The organism is Mesorhizobium sp. M0292 (assembly GCF_040321695.1).
In the GTDB taxonomy this organism is placed as follows: domain Bacteria; phylum Pseudomonadota; class Alphaproteobacteria; order Rhizobiales; family Rhizobiaceae; genus Mesorhizobium.
In genome coordinates this window covers 141,456-158,171 of sequence record NZ_JAMYSB010000007.1, presented here as the reverse complement: position 1 = coordinate 158,171, position 16,716 = coordinate 141,456, and the positions used below count along the sequence as shown (strand labels likewise).

Genomic DNA, 16,716 nt, shown 5'->3' with positions numbered 1-16,716 from the left:
TCAAGGGGTGCTGAGATTCAGCTCAGTCCGGCTTCGGCTGAATATCAAATACAGCTCAGGCAGGGCGGCGCAGGCCGTTGCGGGCCTGGTCGAGGCGGACCGGCTGGTCGGGGATGGTGACGGCGAAGGTGGTGCGGCCGCCGATCGATTCGACCAGCTCCACCGTGCCGCCATGGGCGCGGATCAGTTCGTGCGCGATGGCCAGGCCAAGGCCGGTGCCGCCGCTGCGGGCCGAGCCGCGAAACGCCGCGAACAGGTTTTCTCGAGCCTTCGCCGGCAGGCCGGGACCGGTGTCGGTGACAATGATGCGGCTTACGCTGCCTATGCGCTCGGCCGATACGGCGAGCCGGCGCACCAGCGCGCTCTCGGCGTCGGCCGCCATCGCCTGGACCGCGTTGCGACAGAGATTGGTGAGCACGCGAAACAGCTGGTCGGAATCGGCATCGACCTCGAAGGCGAGCTCGACGGCATTGACGAATTCGATGCCGTCCTCGATGTCGAGCAGGCCGTGGACGTCGTCGACCAGCTGGCGCAGCCGCAAGCGGCGGCGTGAGGGCGCCGGCTCCTGCGTGCGACCATAGTGGAGCACACCTTCGGAATAGGAGACGGCGCGGTCGAGCGCGCGCAACAGCTTTGGCGCGAAGGCCTGCACCGTCGGGTCCTTGACCAGGCGCAGGCGGTCCGACATCAGCTGCGCCGAGGCCAGGATGTTGCGCATGTCATGGTTGATCTTGGAGACGGCGAGGCCAAGATCGGCAAGATGCTTCTGCTCCGACAGCATCTTTTGCAGCCGTTCCTGCATCTGCGACAGTTCGCGCTCGGCAACGCCGATCTCGTCGGCACGGGCGGCCGGGTGGATGATGCGCCCTGGATCGTCGGGCGCCTCGGAGAAGGACAGCATCGAGCGCGTCATGGTGCGGATCGGGCCGATCATGATCAGGTCGATCGCGGCATAGACCAGCATTGCGGTGAACAGCGAGATCAGCAGCGAGACGAAGGCGACGTTGCGCGAATAGCGCAGCATGGCGTTGCGGAGGGAATAGTCGGGCATGATCAGCTCGAATTCCTTGTCGCTGTCGCCGACCGGGCCGAACACCCGCAGCATGCGCTTGCCGCCGAAGAACAGCGTATCCAGCGCCCCGGTCATGCCCTTGATCATGCCGACATTGGCGATGTCGATGTGCTCGTCGACCTGCGGCGGCATCTCGGCCACCACCAGCAGGCGCGATACGCCGCCGTCGCGCACCGCGATCGCCTTGGCGCCGATTGCCATCAGCACGTCGTTCTGGGCGGCGCGGGAGAGCGAATTGGGCTCACCCTGCACCAGCACGATCGACACCGCGGCAGCGGTGCTTAGCCTCTCCTTCAGCCAGGCCAGGCGGTAGCTGGCGATCCAGGGCAGGAAAATGAGGACTTCGGCCAGGAGCACGAAGACAATGGTGAGCAAGAGCAGCTTGGTCGACAGGCCGCGCGCCAAGGGCACTGAACGATTGGGCACCGAACGGCTCGCAACCGGGCGAACGGTCGCCGGGCTGGCATCGGCTGTCGCCGGGCCGCTCCCTTCATCCGCTGATGCAACTTCGCTCATTAAGGCCTGTCTTCACAAACGCTTGATCGGTTGAGATTAGGTGATTGCGGCTTTTTTGCCAATTTCATCCTTCGTTGGACGATGGCGCCAGCAATAAAAATAGCCTCGAACTGGGTGTTCGCGCCGCGACGAACGGGGTGTCGCGCCGTGACGAACTGGCAGTTCGCGCTGCGACGAACTGGCGTTCGCGCTGGATTGACTCCCAAAACCCTTCTTTCTATAAGCCGCTCACGCTCGGGCCATTCGTCCCGGCGCGGTTTCGATCGCGCCAATGCCGGCCCGGCAAAGCTCCTGTTACACAGTGACAGAATCAAGAAGGGCCGCACCCCGCGGTATTAAAACAAATGAAGCGTACCTACCAACCGTCCAAACTCGTCCGCAAACGCCGGCACGGTTTCCGTGCTCGCATGGCCACCAAGGGTGGTCGCGGCGTCGTCGCAGCTCGCCGCAACCGCGGCCGCAAGCGGCTCAGCGCCTGAACGGAAGACGAGATCGTTGCCCGCAACCGGCAAGCCAGTGGGACCAAACCCCAAGCGGCTTCTGAAACGTGCGGAATTCCTGGCCGTCCGCCGCGGTGAAAAGCGGCGCGGGCGGCTTTTTCTCGTCGAAGTTCTCGACCGCAATGACGGCCTGCCGCCGCGCGTCGGCTTCACCGTCACCAAGAAGGTCGGCAATGCGGTTGTCCGCAACCGCGTCAGGCGGCGGCTGAAAGAAGCCGTGCGCACCCATGCCGCAAGTGACATGGCGCCCGGCAATGACTATGTCATCGTCGGGCGTGAAGACGTGCTCACCATTCCGTTCGGCCAGTTGAAGGCCGAACTCTCCCGCCGTCTCAGCGGAACACGATAGGCCAAGGGCTTTCGATGGAAAACAACCGGAACTTCTACATCACCATCGTCTTGTCGGTGCTGATCCTCGGGCTGTGGCAATATTTCTATGTGCTGCCGCGCAGCGAACAGCAGCGCGAGGCGGCCCGCATCGAAGAGCAGCGGGCGGCGGAGCAGAAGAAGGCGGCCGAGGCCGCCAACCCCGGCGGCACGCCGGCGCCCGCAGCGCCCGGCGCCATTCCAAACGCGCCCGGCACCTATGTTACGACGCCGGAAGGCCGCGCGCAGGAAGTGGCCAAGACGGCCCGCGTCAACATCGACACGCCGAGCCTGTCGGGCTCGATCAACCTCACCGGCGCCCGCCTCGACGACCTCAAGCTCAAGCACTATACCGAGACGGTCGACAAGACATCGCCGCAGATCCAGCTGCTCAATCCGCAGGCGCTGCCCACCGGCTATTATGCCGAGATCGGCTTTGTCGGCAGCGACACGACCGGCACGGTGCCGGGCCCGGAAACGGTCTGGAGCGTCGACGGCAATGCGACTCTGACGCCGGCGACGCCAGTGACGCTGACCTTCACCAACGACAAGGGCCTGACCTTCAAGCGCACGATCTCCGTCGACGGCGACTACATGTTCACCGTTTCCGATGCGGTGCAGAATTCAGGCTCGGCCCCGGTCACGCTGTCCAATTACGGCCGCGTCATCCGTTTCGACAAGCCAGCCATTGCCAGCTCCTATGTGCTGCATGAAGGCCTGATCGGCGTCACCGGCACGGAAGGCCTGCAGGAGCACAAATACGCCGACATCGAGAAGAACAAGCTGTATGCGCCGAGCAAATCGACCGATGGCTGGCTTGGCATCACCGACAAATACTGGGCGGTCACCCTGGTGCCGACCGAGAAGCAGCCCTTCCAGCCGCACTATGCCTATTACGACAATGGCCGCCCGCGCTACCAGTCGGACTTCCTCACCGACCCGATCACCATTGCCGCCGGCCAGTCGGCGACGGTGGAGACCGAGATCTTCGCCGGCGCCAAGGAAGTCAACAAGATCAACGCCTACGCCCAGGACCGGCAGATCAGGCTGTTCGACCGGCTGATCGATTGGGGGTGGTTCATCTGGATCACCAAGCCGATGTTCTACCTGATCGACACGCTGTACAAATTCTTCGGCAATTTCGGCCTGGCCATCCTTGCCACCACGGTCGTCGTCAAAACCCTCTTCTTCCCGCTCGCCAACAAATCCTATGCGTCGATGGCGAACATGAAGAAGGTGCAGCCCAAGATGCTCGAGATCCGCGAGAAATACGCGGACGACAAGATGAAGCAGCAACAGGCGATGATGGAGCTGTACAAGACCGAGAAGATCAATCCGCTCGCCGGCTGCTGGCCGGTGGCGCTGCAGATCCCGGTGTTCTTCTCGCTCTACAAGGTGCTCTACATCACCATCGAGATGCGGCACGCGCCGTTCTTCGGCTGGATCCAGGATTTGGCCGCGCCCGATCCGACCTCGGTCTTCAACCTGTTCGGCCTGCTGCCCTTCGCGCCACCGGCATTCCTGCCGCATATGGGCGCCTGGGCGGTGGTCATGGGCATCACCATGTTCCTGCAGATGCGCATGAACCCGACGCCGCCGGATCCGACGCAGGCGCAGATCTTCACCTGGATGCCGGTGATCTTCACCTTCATGATGGGCAGCTTCCCGGCCGGCCTCGTCATCTACTGGGCCTGGAACAACACGCTGTCGATCCTGCAGCAGGGCGTGATCATGAAGCGCCAGGGCGCCAAGATCGAATTGTGGGACAATCTGACGGCATTGTTCCGAAAGAAACCCTCGCCGGCTGAATAGAAGGCGCTATTCCGGCAATCAAAGCCCCGGCTCGTCCGGGGTTTTTTTGGACGAGGCGCGCATCACGTTCCCGTGAGGCGCGAAACTTGCGGCGTGCAACCGGCGTGGCTGCTGCTTGTACCGCCAAGGCCGATCAACACCGATCAGCTCTAATCCGAAGACCGCTGTTTTTGATCCGTGACCCCGTCATGTCCATCGCGGGGATGCGGCGCGTGGAATGGGCATTCGCCTTTAAGTATTTGTTATCATTATCGTTTTTTACTCTGCACCGAAACTTTCCCGCAATCGCCGCGTAACTCTTCCCGACAATCGAATCAACAATTGTCGCACCAGAAGGGTTCTCCAATGGCAAAGTCCATCCTCAAGGCATTCTGCTTTTCCGCCGGCCTGGCTCTATCGGGCCTCGCAGCTACGACGGCCTATACGCTCGCCAATCCCGCCGTTGGCGGCGCTGCGATGCTGACCTCGAAGAACATCGTCGAGAACGCCCTCAACTCGCCGATCCACAAGACGCTGGTTGCCGCCGTCAAGGCCGCCGGCCTGGTCGACACGCTGGAAAGCGCGGGACCCTTCACGGTGTTTGCGCCGACCGATTCCGCCTTTAAGAAACTGCCGGCCGGCACCGTCGCCACGCTGGTGAAGCCCGAAAATAAGGACAAGCTGACCAAGATCCTGACCGCCCATGTCGTGGCCGGCAAGATCTCCGCCAAGGATATGATGACCAAGGCCAAGGCGATGGGTGGCAAGTATGAAATGAAGACCGTCAGCGGCGACACGCTGATCGCCGAGGTAAAAAAAGGCGCGCTTTATATCGTCGACGAATCCGGCGGCGCCGCCAAGGTAACGGTCGCCGACGTCAACCAGTCGAACGGCGTCATCCACGTCGTCAACAAGGTGCTGTTGCCGAAGTAACGGTTTTAGGCAACGGCGAATGACGGCGGGCTGCGACGGGCTTTCTCGGTCTGCCTTCCCCACCTCACGGCGAGGTGCCATTCTTTTGAAGCCGTCTTCGACACCACCGGGGTCCTGCTTGTCCTTCGCAGGGCCCCGTTTTTCGTTTCAGGGCGCCTTAGGCGACTGCGCTGCGGTCGACCTGATCGTGATCTGCCGCGGCACCAAGTGAACATCGAAGCCCAGCAGGGCTCGCTCATCGGGCGATTGGTGCTATAGGGCGGATCACGCCATCTAGAATGGCGGCTTTAATTTGCGCCACTCTCGACGGATCTCGCCATGGACGGACCCAACCCAGACATCAAACACCCGATCCCGATGCACACCCGCGTCGGCTTCCTCAAGCCCCTGGTCACCGCGCCGAATATCGAGATCGGCGAGTTCACCTACTATGACGATCCTGACGGACCGGACAAATTCGCCGAGCGATGCGTGCTGCATCATTATCCCTTCATCGGCGACAAGCTGATCATCGGCAAGTTCTGCGCCATCGCGGAGGGCGCGCGCTTCATCATGAACGGCGCCAACCATGCCATGTCCGGCTTTTCCACCTATCCGTTCAACATTTTCGGTCATGGCTGGGAGCAAGGCTTCGACCCGAAGACGTGGTCACAGGAACTGCGCGGCGACACGGTGGTCGGCAATGATGTATGGATCGGCATGGATGCGGTGATCATGCCCGGCGTGTCGGTCGGCAATGGCGCCATCGTGGCGGCGAAATCGGTGGTGACGCATGACGTGCCGGCCTATGCGATCGTCGCCGGCAATGCAGCAAAGGTGGTGAAGATGCGTTTCGACGACAGGACGGTGCGGCGGTTGCTGGCTGTGGCGTGGTGGAATTGGCCGGTGGACAAGATCGGCCGCAACCTCAACGCCATCCGGGGCGCCGATATTTCCAGGCTGGAGGCAGCAATTTGAACGCGCTGGGCAACACCGTCATCGGCACCGACCTGTTCACCAAGGGGTGGATCTTCATCCGCGGCGTGCCGGCGATGAAGTTCCTGCCGCCGGAGGGGCCGCCTGAGATCGCCTTTGCCGGCCGCTCCAATGTCGGCAAGTCGTCGCTGATCAATGCGCTCGTCGGCCATAACGGGCTGGCGCGCACCTCCAACACGCCGGGGCGCACGCAGGAGCTCAACTATTTCGTGCCGGGCGGGTTTTCCGGCGAAGGCACCGACCTGCCGCCAATGGCGCTGGTCGACATGCCGGGCTACGGCTATGCCAGCGCGCCGAAGGAAAAGGTGGACGATTGGACCAAGCTGGTCTTCGACTATCTCAAGGGCCGCGTGACGCTGAAGCGGGTCTATGTGCTGATCGATTCCCGCCATGGCATCAAAGCCAAGGACGACGAAGTGCTGTCGCTGCTCGACAAGGCGGCGGTGTCCTACCAGATCGTGCTGACCAAGACCGACAAGATCAAGGCCGCCGGCGTGCCGCAGCTGATCGAAGAGACATTACTGAAGATCAAGAAGCGGCCGGCGGCGTTTCCGTTCGTGCTCGCCACGTCGTCGGAAAAGGGCGAGGGTCTGGACGAACTGCGCGCGGCTATCGTGCTGGCGGCCAATGGCGGTTAAAAGCAACTCCGGGAAAAGTGTGAAGCGGTTTTCCGTCCGGAGTTGCGAAAAAAGACCTTTGGCTAACTAGGCCTTTGCCTTGGACTTCGCCTCGAGCGCGATCATCTGATGGCTTTCTTCCTCGGCAAGCTTTTCGGTGCCGTAGGACTTCAGGAACAGGCTGACGCCCGACCGCACGATGTGGTCGATTTCATCCTGGCTCGGCGCCGTGGTGCGGTAGGCGAAGATGCACTGGCGAAACAGGCCGGCGAGGCACAGTTCGGTGAATTGATAGGCGGCAAGATCGACATCATCGATCTTGAGCAGGCCGCGTTCGATGGCTGCATTGAGGAACTTGACCACCTTGTCGTGGCCGCGTTTGGGGCCACGTTCGTAAAACCGCGCGCCCATGTCCGGTATCCTGTCGGAGGCGCCGATCACGGTGCGTTGCGCCTGGATGACCTTGGCCGAGGTGATCTTCATCGACAGCACCTTGCCGAATTTCACCAGCGTCTGGCGCAGATCGTCGGCGCGGTCGAGCATGTCGTACATGTTCTTGAAGATGGTGCCGCGCTCTTCCTCGATCAGCGCCTCGAACAGCTCTTCCTTGTTGGCGAAGTAGACATAGATCGTGCCCTTGGAGACGCCGGCCTCGCGGGTAATGTCGTTCATCGACGCCGCTTCGAAGCCCTTGTCGATGAACACGCGCCGCGCGCCCTCAATGATCTGGCTGCGCTTGACCGGATCCTGGCCCGCCGCCGGGCGGCCGCGACGCGCACTATCCAGCACATCGCACCGATCATTTTCGACGTCGGGTAACGTGTCGGCCATTAAAGTCACACCTCGCGAAATAATTCGAACCGAGCGGTTCGATTGCTCTTGATATGGGCCTGCTTTAGCGCTATGTCAACGTTCGCATCGAACCGAACGGTTCAGTATAACACATTTTCCTTATGTAGCTACGGTAGCGAGATATCATGTCCTCGAACACGCCAACCACCGCCGAAGTCCGCCCCTTTCCCAACGCCAAGGTCTCGCCGGCTATCGAAGCGCCGGAAGCGCCCATCAAGCCTGCCGCCGAAGTTTTGGCCGAGGTGCCGGCCAAGAAGAAGCGGGAGGCTCGCTCGTTCATGCTGCCGATCATCGGCCTCGCTCTGCTCAGCGCCGGCGCCTGGTATGGCTATAATTACTGGACGGACGGCCGGTTCCTGATCTCGACCGACGACGCCTATGTCCAGGCCGACATGTCGTTCGTCTCGCCGAAGATTTCCGGCTATGTCGATCAAGTCAAGGTCTCGGAGAACCAGCAGGTCAAGGCCGGCGATCCGCTGCTGACGATCGACGACGGCGACTACAGAATAGCCGTTGCCCAGGCGGAGGCGCAGATCGCCACGCTGGCCAAGACGCTCGACCGTATCGACGCGCAGACGAAGGCGGCGCAAGCTTCGCTGCAACAGGCGCAGGCGCAGAAGGTCGCCGACCAGGCGGCAGCCGACAACGCCGCTCGCGCCCAGCAGCGCGCCGCGCAACTGGTCAAGACGCATGTCGGCACACAGGCGCAACTGGACGATGCCCAGACCGCTCTCGACCAGGCCAATGCAGCCCTCGTCGGCGCCGACGCGCAGATTGCAGCCGCACAGGCCAATATCGGCGTGTTCGAAGCGCAGCGCGCCGAATCGGCCAGCACGCTGGCTTCGCTGCGGCTGAACCGCGACAAGGCCGCGCGCGATCTGTCCTTCACCGTGCTCAAGGCGCCTTATGACGGCGTCGTCGGCAACCGCTCGGTCGAGCAGGGCGACCTCGTCAGCCCCGGCCAGAAGCTCGCCGTCGTGGTGCCGCTGGACAAGCTCTACATCGTTGCCAACTTCAAGGAGACGCAGCTGGCCAAGCTGGTGCCCGGCGAGAAGGTGCGGGTCTCGGTCGACGCCACGGACGGCCATGATTTCGAAGGCACGGTGTCGTCGCTGGCGCCGGCTTCGGGTGCGGTGTTCTCGCTGCTGCCGCCGGAAAATGCCACCGGCAACTTCACCAAGGTGGTGCAGCGCATCCCGGTTCGCATCGACGTGCCGGCCGATGTGCTGAAGGCAGGCAGGCTGCGCGCCGGCCTGAGCGTCGTCGTCGCCGTCGACAGCCGCACGGCTCCGGCCGCGGCGAACTGAGCGAAAGCCGGGAGCAATACCATGGCAACCGCAACCATAACAGCAGGAGCGGCGCCGGCGCCTGCCATGCCGGCGGTGCCGACGACCATCTCGACGCGCCGCCTCATCGCCTTCCTGGCGATGGTGTTCGGCATGTTCATGGCGATCCTCGACATCCAGATCGTCTCAGCCTCGCTGGCCGAGATCCAGGCCGGCCTCAGCGCCAGTTCCGATGAAATCCCATGGGTGCAGACCGCCTATCTGATCGCCGAAGTGGTGATGATCCCGCTGTCGGGCTTCCTCAGCCGGATGCTGTCGACGCGCGTGCTGTTTGCAGGCGCCGCGGCCGGCTTCACGGCGGCCAGCGCGCTGGCCGCGACCGCCACCAACATCGACCAGATGATCGTCTACCGAGCCATCCAGGGCTTTATCGGCGGCGGCATGATCCCGAGCGTTTTCGCCGCCGCCTTCACCATCTTCCCGCCGTCGCGCCGCGCCATGGTGTCGCCGATGATCGGCCTAGTGGCGACGCTGGCGCCGACCATCGGCCCGACCGTCGGCGGCTATATCAGCCATGCCATGTCGTGGCACTGGCTGTTCCTCATCAATGTCATTCCAGGCATTCTGGTGACGGTTACGACCTGGACCCTGATCGATTTTGACAAGCCCAATCTCGGCCTTTTCAGCAAGTTCGACTGGTGGGGCCTTGCCGGCATGGCGGCGTTTCTCGGCTGCATGGAATATGTGCTCGAGGAAGGTCCGAACCATGACTGGCTGCAGGAACAGGCCGTGTTCATCTGCGCCATCATCATGGTTGTCGGTGCGGCGCTGTTCTTCTGGCGTGCCTTTACCGCCGAGGAGCCTATCGTCGATCTCAGGGCCTTCACCAACGTCAATTTCGCCTTCGGTTCGCTGTTCTCCTTCGTCATCGGCATCGGCCTGTACGGTCTGACCTATCTCTACCCGGTGTTCCTCGGACGCATCCGCGGCTACGATTCCTTGATGATCGGCGAAGCCCTGTTCGTCAGCGGCCTGGCGATGTTCGTCACTGCGCCGATTTCCGGCATCCTGTCGAGCAAGATGGATTTGCGCATCATGATGATGATCGGGCTGTTCGGTTTCGCTGCCGGCACATGGTGGATGACGCATCTGACCGCCGACTGGGATTTCTGGGAATTGCTGATCCCGCAGATCCTGCGCGGCAGCTCGATGATGCTGTGCATGGTGCCGATCAACAACATTGCGCTCGGCACCTTGCCGCCGGACCGGCTGAAGAACGCGTCGGGCCTGTTCAACCTGACCCGCAACCTCGGCGGTGCGGTCGGCCTTGCCGTCATCAACACCGTGCTGATCGATCGCAGCGCCTTCCACTACGCCAGGCTGGCCGAGCATGTGGAATGGGGCAGTGCGGCGGCGCAGGCCAAGCTGCAGAACATGACGCTCGACTTCCACCAGACTCCCGGCCTCGACGCCACCAAGGCGGCGATCTCCAAACTGTCGGGCATGGTCCAGCAGCAGGCGTCGCTGCTGTCGTTCATGGATGTGTTCACCATGCTGACCGTGCTGTTCGCGACCATGGCGGTCTTCACCCTGGTCATCGCCAAGCCGGCGCCGCCCGCGGGCAGCGGTGGCGGAGGCCATTGAGCGCGCCGGATCCCCCGCCTGGCGCCCTCATGTGTGACCCCGGAAATCACCCCCGATTTCCGGGGTCACGCTTAAGCATCGATCGTTGTCAAGCTCCTTGGTCGAACACCCGGCGCGCTATGCTGCGGCAGGCGGCCCAAACCATTTGGTCAGCGAGTCGGTTAGCCCGGCTGCTTCAGGGCCGCCGACCCAGGCCACATAACCGTCAGGCCGGACCAGCACTGCGCGTGGGGCTTCGACTGCCCCCAGCACCGGAAGCTCCCATGCGCCATCGTAGCTGGCGTCGACCAGCTGAATCCGCTCCACCCACTGGCCGATACCAAAAGCGCCGGGCTCACCAAGATTAAGCAGCAGCGGCCGAGCGTCATGCAGCAGGGCGAAAACCGGCAGCGGACCGGCAGAGGTGACGAGGTCGAGATCCGGCATGCGACGCCCCAGCAGCGGATGCCCCTCGCCAAGATCGTAGTGGATGTCCAGGCCGGACAACATGCCGGCAAAACACTTGCGCGGTTCTTCCATGCCGAGAAGTTCCGACACTGTATCGCGCAGCGCCTTGGTGCGCTCGTCTTCGCGACGGAGCACGACCGACGCCATGGTGTTTTTCATCACACGCGCGGCAATCGGGTGGCGCTCTGCCTGGTAGCTGTCGAGCAGGCTTTCGGGCGCAGTTTTCCTGACCACCTGGGCAAGTTTCCAGCCCAGATTGACCGCATCCTGCACGCCGGTCTGCAGCCCCTGTCCACCGTCCGGTGGATGCACGTGCGCGGCGTCGCCTGCCAGCAGCACCCGCCGCTTGCGGTATGCGGCTGCCTGCCGGGTCATGTCGGTGAAGCGGGCCAGCGATGTTGGATTGTGGACGCCATAATCGGTGCCGTAGACGGCAATGAGCGCCTCGCTGAGATCGCGCAAAGTTGGCTCGCCGCCAGCCCCGACCTCGCGCTCGGTCACCAGCACCCGTACCGTACCGTCTTCCAGTCTGCTGAGGCCGTGAATTCCGATGGCATCGCGGTGGATACCCCATTGCGGCTCTTCTGTTACCTCGATCTCGGCGATCAAATTGCTGGTTGTCGGCTCGGAACCGGGGAACTCGATGCCCCCCGCCTTGCGCACGAGGCTTCTGCCGCCGTCGCAGCCGACAAGATAATCGGCACGAAGCGACCCGCCATCTGTCAGCGCGACATCGACGCCGCCTGCATCCTGCACGAAGCCTGTCACCTCGCGGCCACGGTAGACCGTGACGCCAAGTTCATCGACCCAGCAGGCAAGGATGCGCTCTATGTGCTTTTGCCACAGCGCCAGCCCGTAATTGTGGCGGGTGGGGAAGTCGCTGATATCAAGCGAAACGCCGGCGAAGCCTGCGACCTGTGCGGTCTGGCCTTGCGACAGGAACCGATCGGCAATGCCGCACTGGTCGAAGATCTCGATGGTGCGCGAATGCAGGCCGCCCGAGCGCGCGCCGGCGAGGTCCTGGTTCTCGCGCCGCTCGACGATGGCCACATCGATGCCGGCCAGGGAAAGCTCGCCGGCCAGCATCAACCCGGTCGGGCCGCCGCCGGCGATCACCACGGAATGGGATATTCGCGGCCGGTCCGCATCAACACCGTCGGTCGATTTGGCGGTCGATTTGGGCTCGCCGTCGCGAGCCCGTGCTTTGGTTGGTTGCATAGGTTCTGGCCCTCTCGTTAGGGCTGCGGAATCTACGCATAAAAAGCCGTCTGCCAATTCTTGAAGTTGACTGTTTTCGCCCCATTTCAGGAGATACGAGGCGGTCGTCACACCGGCTCCAAATCCCCCACCCCGCTAAAAGACGCCGAACGGTCAGGCAGTGGCCGGCTTGAAGCTGAGCGCAACGCCGTTGATGCAATGGCGCAGGCCGGTGGGTGCGGGACCGTCATCGAAGACATGGCCGAGATGACCGCCGCAGCGGCGGCAATGGACCTCGGTGCGGGTCATGCCCAGCGAACGGTCCTCGGTCTTGCCGACGGCGTTGGCAATCTCCTGCCAGAAGCTCGGCCAGCCGGTGCCGGACTCGAACTTGGTGTCTGAGGGGTAGACCGGCAGGTCGCAACCGGCGCAGGCGAAAATGCCCTTGCGATGCTCGTTCAGCAGCGGGCTGGTGCCGGGATACTCGGTGCCTTCCTTGCGCAGCACGTTGAAGGCTTCGTCGGACAGGATGGCGTGCCATTCGGCGTCGGTCTTGGTGACCTCGAAGGTTTCGGCAGCCTTAGCGGGCCCGCCCATGCGCAACGTTGCCGCCGCGCCGGCCACGGCAGCGATGGCGGCGCCGCTCAAAAGCAAATCTCGACGGTTCATGACAGAAATCCTCCTGCGGGTTGTTTTGCCAAATTTGGCCGCCACTGGAAAATCAAAAGCCGGTGACGGTTGTCCTGCAAACGAACGCTCCACACCGGCTCCGCGCTTGTTGCGGACGGGATGGAGCGCTCGGTCGTTTGCTCGGCCCACGGGGGCGGGGCCGCGCAATCTGCAGGAGCTTACCGCCTGTTCGTCGGCGGCAGGGGCTTTGTTACATCTTCGGCAGCAGGACCTTGTCGATGACGTGGATGACGCCGTTCGACTGCTCGACATCGGCGATCGTGACATTGGCGACATTGCCGTTCTCGTCGGCTACGGTGACCTTGCCGCCATCGGCCTTGAGCGACAGCTCGCAGCCGCCGACCGTCTTGACCTTGTGGGTGCCGCCATCGGCCTTGGCCATCGAGGCGACATCGGCGCCCATCGCCTTGGCGCCGATGACATGGCAGGTCAGGATCTTGGTGAGCTTGTCCTTGTTCTCGGGCTTGAGCAGCGACTCGACCGTGCCAGCCGGAAGCGCGGCGAACGCCTCATTGGTCGGCGCGAACACGGTGAACGGGCCGGCGCCCTGCAGTGTCTCGACCAGGCCGGCAGCCTTGGCGGCGGCGACCAGTGTCGTGTGATCCTTCGAATTGACGGCGTTCTCGACGATGTTCTTGTTGGCGTACATGGCGGCGCCGCCAACCATCGGATTCTCGGCATAGGCGATTGTTGCGAGGGCGGAGACGGCAATGGTACCGGCGAGCAAAAGGGTGGCGATTCTACGCATAGTGTTCGAACTCCTCGGGGTTATTGTTCCTCTTTCGGGAACATGAGGAGATACGGAATAGAACTGCCTGAGTTTCCGCGCGCCGGGAAAAATTTATCCTTTATTTTGTCGGCGAATTATCTCCGGAGATCGAATCTCTAATCTCCAGCAGCGTATCCAAAACGAAAACAGCGGAAGATCTACTTCCGCTGCCTTCATTATCACGTCATGGTTTTACGATCTATCAGATGCCCTTCAGGTCGCCCGCGGCAACGACCGGTCCGGTCGGCTGTCCGGTCGTCGAACCGCCCGTCGGCTCGACGCTGACGGCGAGCACGGCGCCTTGCGCCAGCTTCTGCTGCACTGCCGGGGTAACCGGAATGTGCGTGACCTGGCCGGCGGGAATGACGCCCATCGAGACCGGCGCATTCTTGCCTTCGATCATCCACAGTTCGAAGTCCTTGCCGGCGGCGCGTTCGCCCGAAACCAGCGACAGGCCGACATCGCGGCGGGATGCGTCGTAGACGACGAGGTATTTGACATCGCTGCCTTCGGCGGCCAGCGAGGCGACGAGGCGCTCCTGTGGCACGACGACCGGCGACCTGACGTAAGGCACGGCGACATAGAGCACCAAGGCCGCGAGAGCCGCTGCGGTGAGGCCGCGCCAGAAGGCAAGGCTGGACCAGAGACTGCCGCTCGGCGCCGTCATCGACGCCGCGGTGGAGGAGAACAGCCGGCGATCGATAGTCGGCTTGACCGTGGCCGGCGGCTCTACCTCAGCATAAGCGGCAGCGATCGGCGAGAGGTTCACTTCCCAGGAATCGACGAGACGGGCAAAGCCGGTCTCCGCGTCGATGCGTCCGGAGGCTATCTGGCGCTCATCCGCCGGCAGCACGCCGAGAACGTATTCGGCTGCGAGCAGGTCGTCGCCTCCACGTTCCGGTCCATTTTCTTCTGCCAGGGTCATCTTTCCAGACATTCTCTAAGTTTCAACAGGCTGCGGCGCAGCCATGTCCGCATCGTGTTGAGCGGAACCTTGTGACGTTCCGCGAGCTCGGCGTAACTTTCGCCGTTCAAATACGCACCCCGAACGGCTTGCGCCCGGTCTTGTTCCAACTCTTCAAGGCACTGATAGATGCGCTCGGATTCACCGCCCGCAACAACCATAGCCTCTGGCCCGGGACCGGGGTCAGCCACGTCGAGCGCGGCATCGATATCGGCAGCAGGCTTGCGTCGCGACCGGATGCGATCAATCGCATGATTGCGTGCTATGGCCACCAGCCAGGAGATTGGGCTGAGATCAGAAACAGCGAAACGATCCGCCTTCGTCCACACTTTGACGAAGACCTCTTGCAGCGCTTCTTCCGCATCTCCGCGATCCTTCAATACACGAAGGCACACGCCGAAAAGTTTCGCACTGGTTTGCCGGTAAAGCAGATCGAACGCAGTCCGATCCTTCATCGAGGTCCGGACAATCAGGGTGGAGATATCCTGCGGCGTCATACGGACAAGCTAAGCGATCACAATTTATTTGCAAAGGCAGAAATGTTGTTGTCCACGCAATCGATGTCCGCGCCCGATCGCCAGTAATCGCCGGTCGGTTGCCAAGGAAATCGGCTGTCGTTAGCCTCCCGCAGATAGGGGAACAGCAATGTCGGCCGAACGGATGCTGTGGGAGAACGATGCGACCGGCTTGGCAGAGCTGTTGCACAGAGGCGAGATCTCGCCGCCGGACGTTGTCGATGCTGCGATCGCGCGCGCCGAGGCAACCCGATCATTGCGCATCCGCCGCTTGCCTGCGCGCCATGGACCCGAAGGGGGCCGACGAGCTCATCGAAACCTGCTCGAAAAATTGCATCTGACCCGTGCCTTGGAGATCAGATCCCTGTTTGGGCGATTGATGGACAAGAGCCTGTGGTTCACCACTGGCCGGCGATCCAGAATGGCCTGCCGCTCGACATCCAGGGCGTCGGCCGCCCCGGCGACGAGCAGACGGTTTTGTCGCTCGCCGCGCACATGGAGAAGATTTCCGGGTGGCTGACGCGGCGGGCGCCGCTCAAGGTGCCGGCCTGATCCGGCAGATTTCATCATCGTGATAGCAAAGCTGTTTGCGGCCTGGGCCAATTCCCGCTAAGACGCCGCCGTCCTTACCCACATCCAGGGAACCATGCCGATGACGGAGATCACCGCCACCGCCGAAATGCAGGCCGCCCTGCTCTCGCGGGCCCTGCCCTATATGCAGCGCTACGAGCACAAGACGGTGGTGGTGAAATATGGCGGTCATGCCATGGGCGATATCGAGCTCGGCAAGGCTTTCGCCCGTGACATCGCGCTGCTGAAGCAGTCCGGCGTCAACCCGATCGTCGTCCATGGCGGCGGGCCGCAGATCGGCGCCATGCTGGCCAAGATGGGCATCGAATCCAAGTTCGAAGGCGGACTGCGCGTCACGGATCAGAAGACGGTCGAAATCGTCGAGATGGTGCTGGCCGGTTCGATCAACAAGGAGATCGTCGCGCTGATCAACGCCGAGGGCGAATGGGCGATCGGCCTGTGCGGCAAGGACGGCAACATGGTGTTCGCCGAAAAGGCGCGCAAGACCATGATCGACCCGGATTCCAACATCGAGCGTGTGCTCGATCTCGGTTTCGTCGGCGAACCGGTCGAAGTCGACCGCACCCTGCTCGACCTGCTGGCGCGCTCCGAAATGATCCCGGTGCTGGCGCCGGTGGCGCCCGGCCGCGATGGCCATACCTACAACATCAATGCCGACACCTTCGCCGGCGCCATCGCCGGCGCCTGCCAGGCGACGCGCCTTTTGTTCCTGACCGACGTGCCCGGCGTGCTCGACAAGAACAAGAAGCTGATCGACGAGCTGACGGTGGCCGAAGCCAAGGCGCTGATCAAGGACGGCACGGTGTCGGGCGGCATGATCCCCAAAGTCGAGACCTGCATCGAGGCGATCGAGCGCGGCGTCGAAGGCGTCGTCATCCTCAACGGCAAGACGCCGCATGCGGTGCTTCTGGAACTGTTCACCGAACACGGCGCCGGCACGCTAATCGTGCCCTGATCGGCAACTGGCTTGGCGGCCAGTTGGTCGGCTGGC

General features: G+C 62.7%; 17 protein-coding genes. 10 read left to right on the top strand and 7 right to left on the bottom strand.

The window, feature by feature from the left end:
• Nucleotides 1-55: 55 nt before the first annotated feature.
• The gene (locus NKI96_RS13850; protein ID WP_023672265.1) at nt 56-1,588 is read right to left on the bottom strand and encodes an ATP-binding protein; all 1,533 of its coding nucleotides are present in this window, start codon (nt 1,586-1,588) and stop codon (nt 56-58) included.
• Nucleotides 1,589-1,932: 344 nt separating this feature from the next.
• On the opposite strand from NKI96_RS13850, the gene rpmH reads away from it, so the two are divergent.
• The 6 genes from rpmH (at nt 1,933) to yihA (ending at nt 6,791) form a co-directional block, all read left to right on the top strand.
• Nucleotides 1,933-2,067 (top strand): 50S ribosomal protein L34, encoded by a 135-nt coding sequence (gene rpmH, locus NKI96_RS13845; RefSeq protein WP_008833937.1) that lies wholly within the window; start codon nt 1,933-1,935, stop codon nt 2,065-2,067.
• Between the two features lie 16 nt (nt 2,068-2,083).
• Nucleotides 2,084-2,437 (top strand): ribonuclease P protein component, encoded by a 354-nt coding sequence (gene rnpA, locus NKI96_RS13840; protein WP_023672264.1) that lies wholly within the window; start codon nt 2,084-2,086, stop codon nt 2,435-2,437.
• A 14-nt stretch (nt 2,438-2,451) separates the two neighbouring features.
• Entirely contained in the window at nt 2,452-4,266 is a 1,815-nt protein-coding gene (gene yidC / locus NKI96_RS13835) for a membrane protein insertase YidC (RefSeq protein ID WP_352804810.1), read from the top strand.
• Nucleotides 4,267-4,611: 345 nt separating this feature from the next.
• Complete coding sequence (locus NKI96_RS13830) at nt 4,612-5,178, top strand: fasciclin domain-containing protein (RefSeq protein WP_023673244.1); 567 nt, start codon at nt 4,612-4,614, stop codon at nt 5,176-5,178.
• A 318-nt stretch (nt 5,179-5,496) separates the two neighbouring features.
• Entirely contained in the window at nt 5,497-6,135 is a 639-nt protein-coding gene (locus NKI96_RS13825; protein ID WP_023701989.1) for a CatB-related O-acetyltransferase, read from the top strand.
• Complete coding sequence (yihA, locus tag NKI96_RS13820; RefSeq protein ID WP_023673242.1) at nt 6,132-6,791, top strand: ribosome biogenesis GTP-binding protein YihA/YsxC; 660 nt, start codon at nt 6,132-6,134, stop codon at nt 6,789-6,791. Before NKI96_RS13825 ends, yihA begins: the two co-directional genes overlap by 4 nt.
• Before the next feature lie 66 nt (nt 6,792-6,857).
• Here yihA and NKI96_RS13815 read toward each other — a convergent pair whose 3' ends face one another.
• Nucleotides 6,858-7,601, bottom strand: coding sequence for a TetR/AcrR family transcriptional regulator (locus tag NKI96_RS13815; protein WP_023673241.1), 744 nt, complete (start codon nt 7,599-7,601; stop codon nt 6,858-6,860).
• A gap of 146 nt (nt 7,602-7,747) precedes the next feature.
• On the opposite strand from NKI96_RS13815, the gene NKI96_RS13810 reads away from it, so the two are divergent.
• On the top strand, nt 7,748-8,929 hold the full coding sequence (locus NKI96_RS13810; protein ID WP_352804807.1) for an HlyD family secretion protein: 1,182 nt from the start codon (nt 7,748-7,750) through the stop codon (nt 8,927-8,929).
• 21 nt (nt 8,930-8,950) lie between these two features.
• Nucleotides 8,951-10,552, top strand: a complete 1,602-nt coding sequence (locus NKI96_RS13805) for a DHA2 family efflux MFS transporter permease subunit (RefSeq protein ID WP_023821735.1) — start codon at nt 8,951-8,953, stop codon at nt 10,550-10,552.
• 117 nt (nt 10,553-10,669) lie between these two features.
• Here NKI96_RS13805 and NKI96_RS13800 read toward each other — a convergent pair whose 3' ends face one another.
• The 5 genes from NKI96_RS13800 to NKI96_RS13780 all read right to left on the bottom strand — a co-directional run bounded on the left by NKI96_RS13800 (nt 10,670) and on the right by NKI96_RS13780 (nt 15,116).
• On the bottom strand, nt 10,670-12,217 hold the full coding sequence (locus NKI96_RS13800) for an FAD-dependent monooxygenase (protein ID WP_352804803.1): 1,548 nt from the start codon (nt 12,215-12,217) through the stop codon (nt 10,670-10,672).
• Nucleotides 12,218-12,370: 153 nt separating this feature from the next.
• On the bottom strand, nt 12,371-12,865 hold the full coding sequence (gene msrB / locus NKI96_RS13795; protein ID WP_031215510.1) for a peptide-methionine (R)-S-oxide reductase MsrB: 495 nt from the start codon (nt 12,863-12,865) through the stop codon (nt 12,371-12,373).
• A 211-nt stretch (nt 12,866-13,076) separates the two neighbouring features.
• Nucleotides 13,077-13,634 carry a fasciclin domain-containing protein gene (locus NKI96_RS13790; protein ID WP_352804800.1) on the bottom strand — a complete coding sequence of 186 codons (558 nt, stop codon included), beginning with the start codon at nt 13,632-13,634 and terminating at the stop codon, nt 13,077-13,079.
• 223 nt (nt 13,635-13,857) lie between these two features.
• The gene (locus tag NKI96_RS13785) at nt 13,858-14,580 is read right to left on the bottom strand and encodes an anti-sigma factor (protein ID WP_352595183.1); all 723 of its coding nucleotides are present in this window, start codon (nt 14,578-14,580) and stop codon (nt 13,858-13,860) included.
• Nucleotides 14,577-15,116: a sigma-70 family RNA polymerase sigma factor gene (locus NKI96_RS13780; RefSeq protein WP_023673234.1), complete on the bottom strand. Its 540-nt coding sequence runs from the start codon at nt 15,114-15,116 to the stop codon at nt 14,577-14,579. Before NKI96_RS13780 ends, NKI96_RS13785 begins: the two co-directional genes overlap by 4 nt.
• 411 nt (nt 15,117-15,527) lie before the next feature.
• Here NKI96_RS13780 and NKI96_RS13775 point away from each other — a divergent pair, with 411 nt between their 5' ends.
• Together NKI96_RS13775 and argB are read left to right on the top strand one after the other, a co-directional pair.
• Nucleotides 15,528-15,686, top strand: a complete 159-nt coding sequence (locus NKI96_RS13775; RefSeq protein WP_352804797.1) for a hypothetical protein — start codon at nt 15,528-15,530, stop codon at nt 15,684-15,686.
• A gap of 100 nt (nt 15,687-15,786) precedes the next feature.
• Nucleotides 15,787-16,680 (top strand): acetylglutamate kinase, encoded by an 894-nt coding sequence (argB, locus tag NKI96_RS13770; protein WP_013528489.1) that lies wholly within the window; start codon nt 15,787-15,789, stop codon nt 16,678-16,680.
• Nucleotides 16,681-16,716 lie beyond the last annotated feature (36 nt).